This window comes from Variovorax guangxiensis, from assembly GCF_003952165.1.
Lineage (GTDB): Bacteria > Pseudomonadota > Gammaproteobacteria > Burkholderiales > Burkholderiaceae_C > Variovorax > Variovorax guangxiensis.
In genome coordinates this window covers 15,557-32,005 of sequence record NZ_RXFT01000003.1, presented here as the reverse complement: position 1 = coordinate 32,005, position 16,449 = coordinate 15,557, and the positions used below count along the sequence as shown (strand labels likewise).

The 16,449-nt window shown below is 68.7% G+C and carries 14 protein-coding genes; 10 read left to right on the top strand and 4 right to left on the bottom strand.

Annotation, left to right across the window (positions count from 1 at the left end):
- The first annotated feature begins 557 nt into the window (after nt 1-557).
- The 4 genes from EJP67_RS08585 (at nt 558) to EJP67_RS08570 (ending at nt 4,518) form a co-directional block, all read left to right on the top strand.
- Nucleotides 558-1,436 carry a GNAT family N-acetyltransferase gene (locus EJP67_RS08585; RefSeq protein WP_126021305.1) on the top strand — a complete coding sequence of 293 codons (879 nt, stop codon included), beginning with the start codon at nt 558-560 and terminating at the stop codon, nt 1,434-1,436.
- Between the two features lie 11 nt (nt 1,437-1,447).
- Nucleotides 1,448-2,383: a 2-hydroxyacid dehydrogenase gene (locus tag EJP67_RS08580; RefSeq protein WP_126021304.1), complete on the top strand. Its 936-nt coding sequence runs from the start codon at nt 1,448-1,450 to the stop codon at nt 2,381-2,383.
- A gap of 158 nt (nt 2,384-2,541) precedes the next feature.
- A complete protein-coding gene (locus EJP67_RS08575) occupies nt 2,542-3,945 on the top strand; it encodes an aspartate aminotransferase family protein (RefSeq protein WP_126021303.1) in 1,404 nt (467 codons plus the stop codon).
- Between the two features lie 78 nt (nt 3,946-4,023).
- Nucleotides 4,024-4,518, top strand: coding sequence for an Lrp/AsnC family transcriptional regulator (locus tag EJP67_RS08570; RefSeq protein ID WP_126021302.1), 495 nt, complete (start codon nt 4,024-4,026; stop codon nt 4,516-4,518).
- Nucleotides 4,519-4,604: 86 nt separating this feature from the next.
- Here EJP67_RS08570 and EJP67_RS08565 read toward each other — a convergent pair whose 3' ends face one another.
- Nucleotides 4,605-5,591 (bottom strand): polysaccharide deacetylase family protein, encoded by a 987-nt coding sequence (locus EJP67_RS08565; protein WP_240650564.1) that lies wholly within the window; start codon nt 5,589-5,591, stop codon nt 4,605-4,607.
- Nucleotides 5,545-6,357, bottom strand: coding sequence for a class D beta-lactamase (gene blaOXA, locus EJP67_RS08560; protein WP_126021301.1), 813 nt, complete (start codon nt 6,355-6,357; stop codon nt 5,545-5,547). The genes EJP67_RS08565 and blaOXA overlap by 47 nt, the downstream gene beginning before the upstream one ends.
- Nucleotides 6,358-6,601: 244 nt before the next feature.
- Here blaOXA and EJP67_RS08555 point away from each other — a divergent pair, with 244 nt between their 5' ends.
- Nucleotides 6,602-7,228 (top strand): alpha/beta hydrolase, encoded by a 627-nt coding sequence (locus EJP67_RS08555; protein ID WP_126021300.1) that lies wholly within the window; start codon nt 6,602-6,604, stop codon nt 7,226-7,228.
- 10 nt (nt 7,229-7,238) lie between these two features.
- On the opposite strand, the gene EJP67_RS08550 is transcribed toward EJP67_RS08555, so the two are convergent.
- Nucleotides 7,239-8,147, bottom strand: coding sequence for a LysR family transcriptional regulator (locus EJP67_RS08550; RefSeq protein ID WP_126021299.1), 909 nt, complete (start codon nt 8,145-8,147; stop codon nt 7,239-7,241).
- A 153-nt stretch (nt 8,148-8,300) separates the two neighbouring features.
- On the opposite strand from EJP67_RS08550, the gene EJP67_RS08545 reads away from it, so the two are divergent.
- The 5 genes from EJP67_RS08545 (at nt 8,301) to EJP67_RS08525 (ending at nt 12,657) form a co-directional block, all read left to right on the top strand.
- Nucleotides 8,301-9,035 (top strand): SDR family NAD(P)-dependent oxidoreductase, encoded by a 735-nt coding sequence (locus EJP67_RS08545; RefSeq protein WP_126021298.1) that lies wholly within the window; start codon nt 8,301-8,303, stop codon nt 9,033-9,035.
- A 28-nt stretch (nt 9,036-9,063) separates the two neighbouring features.
- Nucleotides 9,064-9,300 carry a tautomerase family protein gene (locus tag EJP67_RS08540; RefSeq protein WP_126021297.1) on the top strand — a complete coding sequence of 79 codons (237 nt, stop codon included), beginning with the start codon at nt 9,064-9,066 and terminating at the stop codon, nt 9,298-9,300.
- A gap of 140 nt (nt 9,301-9,440) precedes the next feature.
- A complete protein-coding gene (gene katG / locus EJP67_RS08535; RefSeq protein WP_126021296.1) occupies nt 9,441-11,642 on the top strand; it encodes a catalase/peroxidase HPI in 2,202 nt (733 codons plus the stop codon).
- Between the two features lie 115 nt (nt 11,643-11,757).
- Nucleotides 11,758-12,201, top strand: coding sequence for a hypothetical protein (locus tag EJP67_RS08530; RefSeq protein WP_126021295.1), 444 nt, complete (start codon nt 11,758-11,760; stop codon nt 12,199-12,201).
- Between the two features lie 63 nt (nt 12,202-12,264).
- Nucleotides 12,265-12,657: a carboxymuconolactone decarboxylase family protein gene (locus EJP67_RS08525; RefSeq protein ID WP_126021294.1), complete on the top strand. Its 393-nt coding sequence runs from the start codon at nt 12,265-12,267 to the stop codon at nt 12,655-12,657.
- Nucleotides 12,658-12,675: 18 nt separating this feature from the next.
- Here EJP67_RS08525 and putA read toward each other — a convergent pair whose 3' ends face one another.
- Nucleotides 12,676-16,392, bottom strand: coding sequence for a trifunctional transcriptional regulator/proline dehydrogenase/L-glutamate gamma-semialdehyde dehydrogenase (putA, locus tag EJP67_RS08520; protein WP_126021293.1), 3,717 nt, complete (start codon nt 16,390-16,392; stop codon nt 12,676-12,678).
- Nucleotides 16,393-16,449 lie beyond the last annotated feature (57 nt).

Genomic DNA, 16,449 nt, shown 5'->3' with positions numbered 1-16,449 from the left:
TTTTTCAGAAGTGGCGAACAAGGTGGCGAATAGACAGGAATTGCGACAAGCTCATTACGAAGTGATTGCAGCACGCAGTCGCTTGGGGGATGTAGGGAAAAAAGGTGCTGCCCGAACCGAAGCTGCGGTTTACGGGGGCGGCGGCAGCATGCCGTGCTGTCCGCCCTTTCGGTGTGCGGCCACGCACCTCGCTGCGTCGCGGCGAAGTCGACGGGCACGCTTTTGAAGCACAGGCGCCGGGCGCGAGCGTGCGCCGGCCGCACGGCCCGCACGCAGCTGGATAGGTTTCCAATCGAAGGCTTCCATGGCACGGGGCAGGTGGAGAGGGGCGAAGAGAAGAGGGGGCGGTGGGCGTAGATCCGGGCCGACCGATGCTAGGCAGATCGACGCGGCATTTGTGTGCGTATGGGGGCGCGCCACCGCAGTAAATTGCAAGACCGGGGTGGGTGGCAGGCGAAGCTTGCGAGTTGCTGCGAAGAGCCGATTCGGTCTGGTGCAGCGCCGCAATGTCGTCCAAGATAGGCGTGCCATTCCAGCCGCAACAGAGAGACTTCCCGATGCCCGAACCCGCCACGAACGCACCCGCCATGGACGGCGTGGTGCTCAGACCGATGACCTCCGCCGACTTGCCGCACGCCCATGCGCTGTCCGCCGAACTGCGCTGGCCGCACCGGCCGGCCGACTGGGAACAGATGTTCGCGCACGCCGAAGGCACCGTGGTCGAGCGCGACGGCGAGATCATCGCCACCGCCCTGCGATGGCGCTGGGGCGAGCGCCACGCCACCATCGGCCTGGTGATCGTCACGCCCGCATGCCAGGGCCGCCGCATCGGGCATCGGCTCATGACCGCGCTGCTCGAAGGGATGGAAGACCGCACCGTGCTGCTGCACGCCACGTCGGAAGGTCGGGGCCTGTACGAGCGGCTCGGTTTCGTGCGGACCGGCGAAGTCCGGCAGCACCAGGGCATTGCGCAGCCGGCGCCGCTGATCGCGTTGCAGCGCGGCTGGCGCCTGCGGCCCGCGGGCCTGAACGAACTGCCTGCGCTGCAGGCGCTCGATGCCGCGGCGCGCGGCATGCCGCGCGACGCACTGATCGCTGACCTGCTCGCCACCGCCGACGCCTGCGTGGTGTTCGACCACGACAACACCCCCAAGGGCTTTGCCATGCTGCGCCGCTTCGGCCGGGGCCATGTCATCGGCCCGGTGGTCGCGCCCAGTGCCGAGGGCGCGAAGGCGCTGATCGCGCACCTCGCCGGCATGAATGCGGGCAGCTTCACGCGCATCGACGTCGACTTCGATAGCGGCCTGGCCGAATGGCTTGAAAGCATCGGCCTGCTGCGCGTGGATGCGCCCACGACGATGGTGCGCGGTGCGCCGCTGGCCCGGTCAGCGGACGCACCGGCGCTGTTCGCCCTCGTGACCCAGGCCCTGGGTTGAAGGAGGCGTTCGTGGGGGCCTTCACTTTTCTCTACAAATCCGACCCCGTACGCGGCCGCCTGTGGGCCGAAGTGTTCCGCCGCCGCGCCCCGCACATCGACTTCCGCGTCTGGCCCGATATCGGTGATGCGTCGCAGGTGCGCTTTCTCGCGGCATGGGAGCCGCCGGACGACCTGGCGACGCGCTTCCCCGATCTGCAGGTGCTGTTCTCCTCCGGCGCTGGCGTAGACCAGTTCGACTTCGCGTCGCTGCCGCCAGCGCTGCCCGTGGTGCGCATGGTGGAGCCCGGCATCGTGCGCGGCATGGTCGAGTACGTGACGCATGCGGTGCTCGGCCTGCATCGCGACATGCCGCAGTACCGGCGCCAGCAGCAGGAGGCTTGCTGGAAGCCGCTGCCCGTGCGCACCGCCGCCGAGCGGCGCGTGGGCGTGCTCGGGCTGGGTTCGCTCGGGCAGGCCGTGCTGGCGCAGCTCGTCGCGCTGGGCTTCGACTGCGCGGGGTGGAGCCGCTCGCGGCACCAGGTGCAGGGCGTGCAATGCCACGCCGGCGCAGATGAGCTGCCCGCATTCCTCGCGCGCTCCGACATCCTCGTGTGCCTGCTGCCGCTGACCGATTCGACGCGCGGCTTTCTCGATGCGCGCCTGTTCTCGCAATTGCCCGAAGGCGCGAGCCTCGTGCACGTGGGACGCGGGCCGCAGCTGGTCGATGCCGACCTGCTGGCCGCGCTGGAGAGCGGCCGCATGGGCGACGCGGTGCTCGACGTGACCGACCCCGAGCCGCTGCCGCCGGAGCATGCCTTCTGGCGCCATCCGCGCATCCAGCTCACGCCGCACATCGCGAGCATGACGCAGCCGCTGAGCGCGGCCGAAGCGGTGCTCGACAACCTCGAACGCTTCGAGGCCGGCGAGCCGATGCTGGGGCTGGTCGACCGCGCGCGCGGGTACTGAAAAGAGGCGCGAAGGACCGACCGCACGATCTGCTGAGCATGGCGTGCACAACCGCAGCCTGCTTCGCGCGGCACCCCCAAAGCAGCACCACCTCGCACCGCGGGCCGCCTAAGCTGAGGGCATCGAAAGCTTCCTTCGCTCTCGCTCCTTCACACCCCATGACACACCCCACCGCATTGCCCCAGCAAGCCGCGCTCGACGCCATTGACCGCGCGCACCTCATCCACCCCGTCTCGCCCTGGCGCGTGCACGAGCAGCGCGGGCCCACCGTGCTGTCTTCGGGCAAGGGCGCATGGCTGACCGACGGTAACGGCCGCCAGCTGCTCGACGCGTTCGCAGGCCTGTGGTGCGTGAACGTGGGCTACGGCCAGGAAAGCGTGGTGCAGGCCGCCGCCGAGCAGATGCGCCGGCTGCCCTACGCCACCGGCTACTTCCACTTCAGCAGCGAGCCGGCGATCCGCCTCGCGCAGAAGCTGGTGCAGATCACGCCCGCGTCGCTCACGCGCGTGTACCTCACGCTGGGCGGCTCCGAGGCGGTCGATGCCGCCGTGCGCTTCATCGTGCAGTACTACAACGCCATCGGCCGGCCGTCGAAGAAACAGTTCATATCGCTGGAGCGCGGCTACCACGGCTCATCTTCCACCGGCGCGGGCCTCACCGCGCTGCCGGCCTTCCATCGTGGCTTCGACCTGCCGCTGCCCACGCAGCACTACATCGCCTCGCCCTATGCCTACCGCCATGAGCACGGCGCCGACCCGCAGGCGCTGATCGCCTCCTCGGTCGCGGCGCTGCGCGCCAAGGTGGCCGAGCTGGGCGCGGACAACGTGGCCGCCTTCTTCTGCGAGCCGATCCAGGGCTCTGGCGGCGTCATCGTGCCGCCCAAGGGCTGGCTCAAGGCCATGCGCGACGCGGCGCGCGAACTCGACATCCTCTTCGTGGTCGACGAGGTCATCACCGGCTTCGGCCGCACCGGCCCCATGTTCGCCTGCGAGGCCGAAGGCGTGGAGCCCGACCTGATGACCATGGCCAAGGGCCTGACCGCCGGCTATGTGCCGATGGGCGCGACCATGATGTCCGAGAAGGTCTACGCAGGCATTGCCGACGGCGCGCCGTCGGGTGCCCCCATCGGCCACGGCGCGACCTATTCGGCGCACCCGGTGGGCGCGGCCGTCGCGCTCGAGGTGCTGCGGCTCTACGAGGAAGGCGGCATCCTCGCCAATGGCCAGCGCGGCGCGGCCCATTTCGCGGCCGGGCTGGAGGCGCTGCGCGCCCATCCGCTGGTGGGCGACGCGCGCCACCGCGGCCTGCTGGGCGCGCTGGAGCTGGTGAGCGACAAGGCCAGCAAGCGCCGCTTCGACGCGGCGCTGGGGCTGTCGGACCGCATCTTCGCAGCCGGCTACCGCAACGGCCTGGTGTTCCGTTCCTTCGGCGACCACATCCTCGGCTTCGCGCCCGCGCTCACCTTCACCGAGGACGAGTTCGCGCAGCTCTTCACGCGCCTGAAGCGAACGCTCGACGAGGTGCTCGACGCCCCTGACGTGCGCGCCGCGCTGGCGGCCTGACAGGCACGCGGGAAGAGCCCTCGGGAACCGGCGGCCGTCGCAAAATCGGGATTCCTCGTTTCGTTGTCAGGCACCGCCATGTCAGAAGCATTCAAGATCGACCGACTCGACCTGCGCATCCTGTCCCAGCTGCAGAAGAACGGGCGCATGACCAACGTCGACCTGGCCGACGCGGTCGGGCTGTCGCCCAGTCCCTGCCTGATCCGCGTGAAGCGGCTGGAGCAGGCCGGCTACATCGCCGGCTACGGCGCGCACCTGCGGCTGGAGAAGCTCGGCGACACGCTGACCGTGTTCACCGAGGTCACGCTGCAGGACCACCATCGCGAGGACTTCGTGCGCTTCGAGGCCGCGATCCGCGAGGTCGACGAGGTGCTCGAATGCCATCTGGTCAGCGGCGGCTACGACTACCTGCTGCGCTTCCTCACGCGCGGTGTGAACCACTACCAGGAAGTGATCGAGAGCCTGCTCGAACGCAACATCGGCATCTCGAAGTACTTCAGCTACATCGTCATCAAGTCGCCGTTCATCAAGACGCACTGTCCGATCGATCGGCTTTTCCCCCACGAGCGGTGACCGGCGCTCTTCGGCGTCTTCGACCCTCCATGCCCGGGGAACGTCTGATCAGGTCGTAAATTGGCCATCATTGGCAATGAACGGCACTACCGCAGCAGTCGCGCCGGCACCAGTCCCAGCGCGCGCAGCTTCGGTTCCTCATAGACCGAGTCCTCGGCCGGATAGCGCAGACCTGGAACCTGCGCCGCCTTGGCGCTGGCCCAGACGACGCTTTCGCCCGCAGGCAGGGTGTCGATCCGAACGGTGTAGACCGGGTCGTCGAAGGCCGTCCTGGCGGCGATGAAAGTCCACCCTCGCGCCCGGAACGCAGCGATCAATTCGCCGAGAGCGGCGGCGTTGATCCTGCTCGTGTGCAGCAGCATCACATGGGCAGGGCTGCGGCCGAGGACCTGCCGGGCCAGGGCGTCGTAGTAGGCCGCGCGGTCCAGCAGATGCTCGATGTACGCGGCCTTCACCCGATCGGCCTTGCCGGCATTTCCTTCGTCCAGCCAGGCCGCATAGACCTGGTTGTAGTACCAGTCGCTCGCGTCGATCGAAACCGGTGCCGCCCTGTAGCCTGCGGCCTGCATCCAGAGGCGCATGCCGTCCCGCTTGGCAAGCGTGTCGCCTTCCTTGAGATACGGAAAGCGCAGCATCTTCGTCCAGCCAGGAAGCCGGCTCAGCACGGCTTCGGCCTCCTTGACATCGCCGATGAAGTCCGCAAGCGGCACTTGAGGCGATCCAAGGCTGCGGTGCCGGGAGGTGTGGTTGCCTACCGCGTGGCCCGCGCGCGCCCAGTCCCGGATGAGGTCCAGTCCTTGGGCCGGGCCGGTGCGCACGAGTGCTGGAAACACCATGGACGTGATGCCCGCATCGCGGAGCGTTTCCAGGATCTGCCGGTTCCACGACGCGGCCGCGGGCTCTTTCGAAGGGTCGAGGCCGTCGTCGAACGTCAGCGCCAAGGTCTGGGCAATGACGCAGGACGAACCGAGAAGGAGGAGAAGCGCGGCAAGCGCGCGGCGCAATGCGGTCATGTCGATGCCCGCCTCAATGGTCGACGGTTGGCAGAAGCCGAAGCAGTTCGTCGCGCGCACGCAGGCCCGCGTTGGGCCTGAGCGCCTGCTCATCCTGAATGAGGCGTGCGAACACCACCCTTCGCGCGCCCTTGGTGGCCCAGCCCACGTACCAGCCATAAGCGCGGCTCGCGTCGTAGCGGTTGTCGGTGCCTGGCGACCCGGTGCCCGTCTTGCCATGCACGGCCCAGCCGTCGACCGTGGCGCCGTAGCTTGCGATGAGTGCGGTCATGTCGAAGGCATGCGCACTCACCGGCAGCTGGCGGCGCACGATCTTGCGCATGAACGCAAGCTGTTCCTCGGGGGAGATGCGCAGGGAACTCATCACCCAGACGCCGTTCTGCCCAGGGTCATCGACCGGCACGGCAGAGACATCTGCATTGCCATACCGAAAAGCCTTCACATATTGCGCGAAGCGCTCCTGCCCGACCCGCTTCACAACCTGCTGCGAGTACCAGAAGACGGAGTCCCTGATCCATGTGGCCGGCGTGATGTCGCGCCGCCAGGCATCGCCACCCCAATCCGGATACCCCGCCTGATAAGGCAAGGCCGGCTGTGCAGCGTCCTTCAGCACCCCCGCGTCGTAGCCCATGAGGCTGATGGCGAGCTTGAAAGTCGAGGCGGGCGTCACGCGCTCGGAACAGGCAGGGCCGCGCTGCAGAAGCACCTTGCCGGAATCGGCATCGGCATCGGCGATCAGCGTGCACAGCTCGTGCGCGGTCGCGAAAGGCGCCGAAAAAAGAACGGCCGCTGCTGTCGCGGCGACCTGGAGGACGCGGTTGCGCATGTTGTCTGTTTTTTCTGCGGGGAAGAATGGGAGCCCGGTGCCGGGGCGTGCTTCTGGAGCATCCCGCGGTACCCGGGGATCGAAGATGCCGGCGTGGTATTCGCGCGTGGTGCAGGGCCCTCGGCCAGCGCGCCGAGTTTATCGTTCCATGCCATGAAGGCTTGTCGCCGGAGTGCGAAAAGGTGCATCACCAATTCGAGGGATGTCTCCTCTCGGGCGCCGTCGCAAGATGAGGCGTGCCTAGATGCCGGCCTTTTTCAGCTGGCCGTCGAATGGCGAGTCGCCCGTCGAGGGAACCGCCAACTACCTGCGGGACTTCACCAAGGCCATCAGCTCCATTCCCGCGCTCGAGGAGTTTCTCGTCCAGTTCGGGGAGAAGACCCGCGCCGAGGAGATCTACGTTCTTGCGCACAGCATGGGCTCCTGGACGACGACCCATGCGCTGATGTCGCTCGCCCTGAATCGCCCGAAGCTGGCCGCCAAGGTGAAGCTGGTCACGCTGGCGGCTCCCGACATCGACGCCAGGGTCTTCACGGTGCAGATCGCGCCGGCGATGGTCAAGGCCGGCTACGCCGTGAACCTCTATGCATCGGACAACGACAAGGCGCTGAACGCTTCCAGGGTCGTCTGGGGAAGGCCTCGCGCGGGCATCGCGGGCGCAGCGCTGACGCTCTCGCCTGGCGTCGAGACCATCGATGCGAGCGACATCGACACCGACGTTCTCGGGCATTCGAAATATGGAGACTCGCCGGCCCTTCTGGAGGACATGGCTCTTTTCTACGGCGGTGCGCGTGCCGGTCAACGGCCCGGATTGATTCCGAGAAAACGAGGCGCCGAAACGTACTGGCAGATCCAGGCTCCGCCGCATTGAGGGCCCTTGCCTAGGTGGCGCGCTCCACGATGAACTCCACGAACGCCCGCACCCGAGAGGGCAGCAGCCGCGCATGCGGATAGATCAGGCTCACCGGCCGTGAGCGCCCGGCGTAGGGCTGCAGCACCTCGACCAGCTCGCCGCGCGCCAGGTCTTTCTCGACGACGAAGCCGTAGGTCTGGAACAGCCCCGCGCCGGCCCGGGCCAGCGTGACGCCCGCGAGCACGTCTTCGGCACAGCTGTAGTTGCCGGTGGAGAGGATTTCCTTCTCGCGCCCGTTGTCCGTGAACAGCCACGGAATCTGCCGCCCGCTGCTGGGCAGGTCGAACTGGATGCACTCGTGCCGCGCGAGGTCGTCCAGCGTCAGCGGCTGCCCCGCGCGGCGCAGGTAGGCCGGGCTCGCAACCACCACGAGCTTCGCGTCTTCCAGATGGCGCGCCACCATCGTCGAATCGGGCTGGGCGCGAAAGCGGATCGCGACGTCGAAGTTCTCCTCGTGCAGGTCGATGTTGCGGTTGCTGATGTGCGCCTCGACCTTGATCAGCGGATAGCGCGCGCGGAACCCGGGCAGCAGCGGCAGCAGGCGGTGGTGCCCATAGGTGGTGGGCGCGCTGATGCGCAGCGTGCCCGAAGGCTGCACCTGCTCGCCGGTGAGCTTGTGCTCGGCCTCCGCCAGCTGGTGCAGGGCGGCGCGGCACTGCTCGAAGTACTCCCGCCCGCCTTCGGTGAGCCGGATGCTGCGCGTGGAGCGCACGAAGAGGCGCACGCCCAGGCGCTTCTCCAGCCGCGCGATGGAGCGGCTCACCGCCGCCGGCGTGACGCCCGCCGCGTTGGCGGCCGCGGTGAAGCTGCCGGCCTCGGCCGCCAGGCAGAACAGCTCGATGCTGCCCAGGAGTACGTCGTCGAATTGGCGCTGCATATTGATTACATGAAGTATCAAGACAAGTGTAGTCGCGTGTGTTTATTGCTCTCCTTGTCATCAATAAAGTTCAGTCCAACCGGTGGCGAAACCTGAAATCCGCACCGGCCCTTCCGAACTTTTTTCTGAAACCGAACCTGATCGAGGACCACCATGAGCAAGTCTGAAAACACCGTCGTCATCACCGGCGCCACCAGCGGCATCGGCCTGGGCCTGGCCGAGGCCTTCCTGCGCGAGGGCTACAACGTCGTGGGCACCGGCCGCACCGAGCAGCGCCTGCAGGCCGCGGCCGAAGGCCTGAACGCAGGAGGGCGCTTCCTGGGCGTCGCGGGCGACGTCGGCCGGCCGGAGTCGGCGCGCGAGTTGTTCGCACAGGCCATCGCGCGCTACGGCCACGTCGACGTGCTGGTGAACAACGCGGGCATCTTCACCGCCAAGCCCTTCGTCCAGTTCACGCCGCAGGAGATCGAGGAGAACATCGCGACCAACCTGAAGGGCGTGCTCTACGCGTCGCAGGAAGCGGCGAAGCACATGAGCGAACGGCGCAGCGGCAGGATCATCAACATCACCGCCGCGATCGCGATGCAGCCGCACAGCGGCGTGCCCGCGCTGCTGGCGGTTGCGCTCAAGGGCGGCGTCAACGAGGCCACGCGCGCGCTGGCGCTCGAACTCGCGCCCTACGGCGTGACGGTCAATGCGGTGGCGCCGGGCGTGGTCGATACGCCCATGCACAGCGCCGACAACCACGCGGCGCTCGCCGGACTGCACCCGCTGGGCCGCATCGGCACCACGCGCGACATCGACGAAGCCGTGCTCTACCTCGCCCGCGCCGGCTTCGTAACCGGCACCGTGCTGCCGGTGGACGGCGGCTTCAGCGCCGGGCGCTGAGTGCGGCCAGGAAAAAGGAGATACGGCCATGCCATTCGTCAGCATCCGCATCACCCGCGAGGGCAACACCGCCGAGCAGAAGGCGCAGGTCATCCGCGAGGTCACCGAGACGCTCGAGCGCGTGCTGCACAAGCCGCCGGAGTGGACGCACATCGTCATCGAGGAGGTCGACACCGACAACTGGGGCTTCGGCGGCCACACGACCACCGCCGTTCGCCAGGGGCTGGTTCCGATGCCAGGCTCGCAGCCGAAGAACAGCGGCTAGAGCCTTCACCGGACAAGGCGAAATTCATAGGTCTTGGCTATGAATTCAATGCACTCAATTTGGTTGATGGATCGGTCACCCGAACCTAGACTGGTCCGGCTCTGCACCTCCGAGCCACCCCACAACCAAAGGAGAACCCCTTGTCCGATGAAGCCAAATGCCCGTTCCCGGGTCATGCAACCACCGGCACCGCACGCCGCGCCGCGACGAACACAGACTGGTGGCCCAACCAGCTCAACCTGAAGCTGCTGCACCAGCACTCCGCCAGGGCCAACCCCATGGGCGAGGCCTTCGACTACGCGAAGGAATTCAAGACCCTCGACCTCGACGCCGTCGTCAAGGACCTCCACGCACTGATGACCGACTCGCAGGACTGGTGGCCCGCCGACTACGGCCACTACGGGCCGCTGTTCATCCGCATGGCCTGGCACTCGGCCGGTACCTACCGCACCTTCGACGGCCGCGGGGGCGGCGGCGCGGGCGCGCAGCGCTTTGCGCCGCTGAACAGCTGGCCCGACAACGGCAACCTCGACAAGGCGCGCCGTCTGCTGTGGCCGATCAAGCAGAAGTACGGCCGCAAGCTCTCGTGGGCCGACCTGATGATCCTCACCGGCAACGTCGCGCTGGAGTCCATGGGCTTCAAGACCTTCGGCTTCGCCGGCGGCCGACCCGACATCTGGGAGCCGGAAGACGACGTCAACTGGGGCGCCGAGAACAAGTGGCTGGGCGACGAGCGCTACAGCGGCGAGCGAGATCTCGCCAACCCGCTGGCCGCCGTGCAGATGGGCCTGATCTACGTCAACCCCGAAGGCCCCAACGGCAATCCCGACCCGCTGAAGTCGGCCCGCGACATCCGCGAGACCTTCGCGCGCATGGCGATGAACGACGAGGAAACCGTGGCGCTCACCGCCGGCGGCCACACCTTCGGCAAGGCCCACGGCGCCGGCGACCCTGCCAAAGTGGGTGCCGAGCCGGAAGGCGCAGACATCGAGGAACTGGGCCTGGGCTGGAAGAACAGCTTCGAGAGCGGCATCGGCGTGCACGCCACCACCAGCGGCATCGAAGGCGCCTGGACCCCCACGCCCACCAAGTGGGACAACAGCTACTTCGAGACGCTGTTCGGCTACGAATGGGAGCTCACCAGGAGCCCGGCCGGCGCGCACCAGTGGAAGCCCAAGGGCGACACCGGCAACGGCACCGTGCCCGACGCGCACGACCCGTCGCGCCGCCACGCCCCGATGATGACCACGGCCGACATGGCCATGCGCATGGACCCGGCCTACGAGAAGATCTCGCGCCGCTACATGGCCAACCCGCAGGAGTTCGCCGACGCCTTCGCCCGCGCCTGGTTCAAGCTCACGCACCGCGACATGGGCCCGCGCGCCCGCTACCTCGGCAAGCTGGTGCCCAAGGAAGAGCTGATCTGGCAGGACCCGATCCCCGCCGTCGACCACCAGCTGGTCGACGACAAGGACACTGCCGCGCTCAAGGCCAAGGTGCTGGCCTCGGGCCTGGGCATCGGCCAGCTGGTGCGCACCGCCTGGGCCTCGGCCTCGACCTTCCGCGGCAGCGACAAGCGCGGCGGCGCCAACGGCGCACGCATCCGTCTCGCGCCGCAGAAGGACTGGGAAGTGAACCAGCCGGCCGAGCTGTCGAAGGTGCTGTCGGTGCTCGAAGGCATCCAGAAGGAGTTCAACGGCGCGCAGGCCGGCGGCAAGAAGAAGATCTCGCTGGCCGACCTGATCGTGCTGGCCGGCAACGCGGCGGTCGAGGCCGCCGCGAAGAAGGCCGGCCAGGACGTGACCGTGCCCTTCTCGCCGGGCCGCATGGACGCATCGCAGGAACAGACCGACGTCGAATCCTTCGCTCCGCTGGAGCCGCTGGCCGACGGCTTCCGCAACTACCTGCGCAAGGGCGCCAACCCCGCGGCCACCGCCGACCTGCTGCTCGACAAGGCGCAGCTGCTGCGCCTGAGCGCGCCCGAGATGACGGTGCTCGTCGGCGGCCTGCGCGTGCTGAACGCCAACTACGGGCAGTCGCCCAACGGCGTCTTCACCAAGCGGCCGGAGACGCTGAGCAACGACTTCTTCGTGAACCTGCTCGACATGCGCACCGGCTGGAAGAAGTCGGCCGCCGACGCCAACGTGCTCGAAGGACGCGACCGCACCAGCGGCGAGGCGAAGTGGACCGCCACCACCGCCGACCTGGTGTTCGGCTCGAACTCGCAGCTGCGCGCCCTCTCGGAGGTCTACGGCTCCAGCGATGCGCAGCAGGTGTTCGTGCGCGACTTCGTGGCCGCATGGGCGAAGGTGATGGACCTCGATCGCTTCGACCTCCGGTGATCGTTCGCGGACGGCGGCCGGCTCCGGCCGCCGCCGAGTACGGCAGCGCGTGAAGCCCCGGCCCGAAGCAGGCCGGGGCTCATCGGCAGAAAAAGAATGACAGCAGGAGACAACCATGCTCGTCGTGAAGAGGAAAGAAGAGAAGGCGCCCGCTGCATCGGTGGAGTTCTTCCAGCCCGAGCAGTGGCTGCATCTGCTCGAGCAGATGGACATCATCCTGGCGACTGTGCAGGGCGACGACTCCAACCCCATCCTGCGCCGTTTCGGGCCGCGCAGGCGCAACGCCATCGTGCGTCGCCTGATGCTGGAGCGCAGCCGCCTCGTCAAGGAGATGGAAGCCTTCGGCCAGGAAGCGCTGCTGAACTTCGCGCGGAACAACTCGCCGGCCGGCGCGCCGCCATCGCGCCGCCACCTGGACGTCGAGTTCAGGCTGCTCGGCGAGGCCTTCGACCAATGCTCGAAGGACCTCTCGCCCGACAAGCAGGCCGCGCTGAGAAAGTGGCTGCTCGCGCGCTCGCACATGCACCGGGAGCATGCCCGGTTCCTGCAGACTTACTGACGGGCAGGGCGCGGTGAAGGCTGGTACCGTTGCCGGCAACGCATCCACCATCAGGAGCCTTGCATGAAACCCCAGCCCATCGAATACGCGGCCGCTTCGGAAGAAGTGCGCGCCGTCTTCGACGACATCAAGACCACGCGCAACGTGCCCGACGTCAACAACTTCTGGAAGTACCTCGCCAACGACCCTGCCACGCTCCGGCGCACCTGGAGCAGCCTGAAGGAGATGATGGCGCCCGGCGCGCTCGACCCGGTGGTGAAGGAGATGGTCTACCTCGCCGTGAGCGTCACCAACGGCTGCGGCTACTGCACCGCGAGCCACCACGCCGGCGCGGAGAAGGCCGGCATGACGCCCGCGATGTTCGCCGAGCTCATGGCCGTGGTCGGCATGGCCAACGAGACCAACCGGCTCGTCAACGGCTACCGCGTGCCGATCGACCCCGCGTTCGACAAATAGCTGGCTGGCCGGGAGCGCTCAGCCGATCGTCATCAGGCTCGCGTTGCCGCCCGCCGCCGCGGTGTTGGTGCTGATCGCGCGCTCCACCACCAGGCTTTCGAGCGGAATGCGCGCCTCTCCGGGCGCGAAGCCGCGCACGCCGACGATGGGGCCCGGCCGCGCGGCGACGCGCCGCATCACTTCCGAGAGCCCCTGCGCATCGCCGTGATGCAGCGCGGCGTCGAACGCCACCGTGTCCGACGACCAGTCGCTCGCGATGGCCACGCATTGCTGCACCTCGGCCGGCAGCGATGCGCGCAGGCTTTGCGCCGCCGCATCTGCGGGCCAGATCGCGCCACTGCCCACCGCGAGCACGGCGGCGAGCTGCGTCAGCCGGTCTTCTTCCGCATCGGCCAGGCACAGCACCGCCTCGCGCGGCTCCAGCCTGTAGACGTTGCGTTCGCCGGTCGGTCCGGCCAGCGTGCGCGAACTGCCCGAGCGCGACTGCGCCGCGAAGAGCGCGCACTGCGCCGACAGCGCGTGCCGGCCGGTCGCATCGGCCCAGCGGGCCAGCGCCGACAGCGCCGGATGCGAAGCCGGCGCGGCGCCCGTCACCGCGCGCGCCATCGCGTCGTCAGGCCGCGCCGACAGCATGCGCAGCATGTACAGCGGCCCGCCCGCCTTCGGCCCCGTGCCCGACAGGCCCTCGCCGCCGAAGGGCTGCACGCCCACCACCGCGCCCACGATGTTGCGGTTCACGTAGACGTTGCCTGCCTTCGCGTTCTCCACGACCTGCGCGATGGTCTCGTCGATGCGCGTGTGCACGCCCAGCGTCAGTCCGTAGCCGGTGCCGTTGATCTGCCCGACCAGCGCGCCGAGGTCGCGGCGGCGGTAGCGCACGAGATGCAGCACCGGGCCGAACACTTCGCGCTGCAGCTCGGAGATGCCGTCGAGCTCGATCAGCGTGGGTGTCACGAAGGTGCCGTGGCGGGTGTCGTCGCCATGCTCGCGGGCCTGGCGGAACACGGCATGGCCACGCGCGCGCATCGCCTCGACGTGGCGTTCGATGCCGTCGCGCGCCTCGGCGTCGATCACCGGGCCCACGTCCACTGAGAGGCGGGCCGGGTTGCCGATGGCGGCCTCGGCCATCGCGCCCTTGAGCATCGCGACCACGCGCTCGGCCGCTTCTTCCTGCACGCAGAGCACGCGCAGCGCGGAGCAGCGCTGGCCCGCGCTGTCGAAGGCGGAGGCCATCACGTCGGCCACCACCTGCTCCACCAGCGCGGAGGAGTCGACGATCATCGCGTTCTGCCCGCCGGTCTCGGCAATGAGCGGTACCGGCGCGCCGTGCGCGCCCAGGCGCTGCGACAGCGTCTTCTGCAGGATGCGCGCGACCTCGGTGGAGCCGGTGAACATCACGCCCTGCACGCGCGCATCGGCCACCAGCGCGGCACCCACCGTCTCGCCACGGCCGGGCAGCAGCTGCACCGCCGCGCGGGGAATGCCGGCTTCCCACAGCACGCGCACCGCCTCTGCCGCGACCAGCGGCGTCTGCTCGGCCGGCTTGGCCAGCACCGGGTTGCCGGCCGCGAGCGCGGCCGCCACCTGGCCGGTGAAGATCGCCAGCGGAAAGTTCCACGGGCTGATGCAGGCCATGGGGCCGAGCGCACGATGCGTGTCGTTGGAGAAATCGCTGCGCGCCTGCGCCGCGTAGTAGCGCAGGAAGTCCACCGCCTCGCGCACCTCCGCGATGGCGTTGGCGTACGTCTTTCCGGCCTCGCGCGTCAGCAGGCCGAGCAGGCGGGGCATGCCCTGTTCGAGCCTTTCGGCGGTGTGTTCGAGCAGCGCTGCGCGTTCGGCGGGTGGCGTGGCGGCCCATGCCGGCGCGAAGGCATGGGCCTGCGCGATGGCCGATTCGACATCGGCGAGCGTGGCTTCCTGGACCTGCCCGACGATGTCGCGATGGTCGGCGGGGTTCAGCACGTTCGCCGTCTCGCCGTTGGGCGCGGCCTCGGCCAGCATCGGCGCCGCACGCCAGTGGTCGGACGCGCTTTCGCCCAGCACTTGGCCCAGCGCGCGCAGGCTGTCGTCGCTCGCGAGGTCGAGGCCGCGCGAGTTGGCGCGCTGCGTTCCGTACAAGGCCGCCGGTAGCGGGATGGCCGGATGCGGCAGGCCCGTCATGCCTTCCTGCACCGCCATGTGCTCCACCGTCGCGACCGGGTCTTCCACCAGCACGTCGAGCGGAATCGTCGGGTCCGCGATGCGGTTCACGAAGGAGGTGTTGGCGCCGTTCTCCAGCAGCCTGCGCACCAGGTACGCCAGCAGTGTCTCGTGCGTGCCCACCGGCGCGTAGATGCGGCAGGGCCGCGCGAGCGGGCCTACCACCTGCTCGTACAGCGGCTCGCCCATGCCGTGCAGGCACTGGAACTCGTACTGCCCCGGCTCGTAGCGCGACGGATCCGCCATCGTGTAGATGGCCGCCAGCGTGTGCGCGTTGTGCGTGGCGAACTGCGGGTACACCGCCTCGGGCGCATCGAGCAGCTTGCGCGCGCAGGCGAGGTACGACACGTCTGTGTAGGCCTTGCGCGTGTAGACCGGGTAGCCGTCGAGCCCGTCGAGCTGCGCGCGCTTGATCTCGCTGTCCCAGTAGGCGCCCTTCACCAGCCGCACCATCAGCCGGTGGCCGCTGCGCCGCGCGAGGTCGATCACGAAGTCGATCACGAAGGGGCAGCGCTTCTGGTAGGCCTGCACCACGAAGCCGATGCCGTTCCAGCCCGCGAGTTCGGGCTCGAAGCACAGGCGCTCCAGCAGGTCGAGCGAGAGCTCCAGCCGGTCGGCTTCCTCCGCGTCGATGTTCAGGCCGATGTCGTGCTGCCGCGCCAGCAGCGCGAGGTCGTGCAGCACCGGGTACAGCCCGGCCATCACGCGCGAATGCTGCGCGCGGCTGTAGCGCGGGTGCAGCGCCGAGAGCTTGATGGAGATGCCCGGCCCCTCGTACACGCCGCGCCGCGCCGACGCCTTGCCGATGGCTTGGATGGCCTCTTCGTACGCGTTGCGGTAGCGCTTCGCGTCCTCCATGGTCAGTGCCGCTTCGCCGAGCATGTCGTACGAATAGCGGAAGCCCTGCGCCTCCAGCTCGCGCGCATTGCCGAGCGCCTGCGCGATGGTCTCCCCGGTGACGAACTGCTCGCCCATCATCCGCATCGCCATGTCCACGCCCTTGCGGATCAGCGGCTCGCCGCCCTTGCCGATGAGGCGCGTGAGCACCGTCGACAGGCTGGTCTCGCTGTGCGTGGCCACCAGCTTGCCGGTGAGCAGCAGGCCCCAGGTCGCGGCGTTGACGAACACCGAGGGGCTGCGGCCCGCGTGCGACTGCCACTGGCCGTGCGCGATCTTGTCGCGTATGAGCGCGTCGCGCGTGCCCGCATCGGGAATGCGCAGCAGCGCCTCGGCCAGGCACATCAGCGCCACGCCTTCCTGCGACGACAGCGCGTATTCCTGCAGCAGGCCCTGCACGAGGCCGGCGCGGCCGCTCGCGCTCCTGCGGTCGCGCAGCTGCCGGGCGATGCGCATGGCGAGCGCCTGTGCCTCCTCCGCCTGATCGTCTGGCAACCGGGCCTGCGCGAGCAACGGCGGCAGTGCCTGCGGCTCGGGGCGGCGGCAGGCCGTGGTGATGCGGGCGCGCAGCGGCGAAGGCGCGGATGGCAGTCCGTCGGCGAACGCCTGGAAAGAGGAAGGCAGGGGGTCTGGGTTCATGGCGGTCCGTGGTGGGATTTGTTGGATGATCCGCGCCCCGTTGCCGAATTTGTGTTC

Coding starts and splice junctions, on each gene's coding strand:
- EJP67_RS08585 (WP_126021305.1), top strand. CDS start 558: ATGCCCGAACCCGCCACGAACGCACCCGCCATGGACGGCGTGGTGCTC.
- EJP67_RS08575 (WP_126021303.1), top strand. CDS start 2,542: ATGACACACCCCACCGCATTGCCCCAGCAAGCCGCGCTCGACGCCATT.
- EJP67_RS08570 (WP_126021302.1), top strand. CDS start 4,024: ATGTCAGAAGCATTCAAGATCGACCGACTCGACCTGCGCATCCTGTCC.
- blaOXA (WP_126021301.1), bottom strand. CDS start 6,357: ATGCGCAACCGCGTCCTCCAGGTCGCCGCGACAGCAGCGGCCGTTCTT.
- EJP67_RS08555 (WP_126021300.1), top strand. CDS start 6,602: ATGCCGGCCTTTTTCAGCTGGCCGTCGAATGGCGAGTCGCCCGTCGAG.
- EJP67_RS08550 (WP_126021299.1), bottom strand. CDS start 8,147: ATGCAGCGCCAATTCGACGACGTACTCCTGGGCAGCATCGAGCTGTTC.
- EJP67_RS08545 (WP_126021298.1), top strand. CDS start 8,301: ATGAGCAAGTCTGAAAACACCGTCGTCATCACCGGCGCCACCAGCGGC.
- EJP67_RS08540 (WP_126021297.1), top strand. CDS start 9,064: ATGCCATTCGTCAGCATCCGCATCACCCGCGAGGGCAACACCGCCGAG.
- EJP67_RS08530 (WP_126021295.1), top strand. CDS start 11,758: ATGCTCGTCGTGAAGAGGAAAGAAGAGAAGGCGCCCGCTGCATCGGTG.
- EJP67_RS08525 (WP_126021294.1), top strand. CDS start 12,265: ATGAAACCCCAGCCCATCGAATACGCGGCCGCTTCGGAAGAAGTGCGC.
- putA (WP_126021293.1), bottom strand. CDS start 16,392: ATGAACCCAGACCCCCTGCCTTCCTCTTTCCAGGCGTTCGCCGACGGA.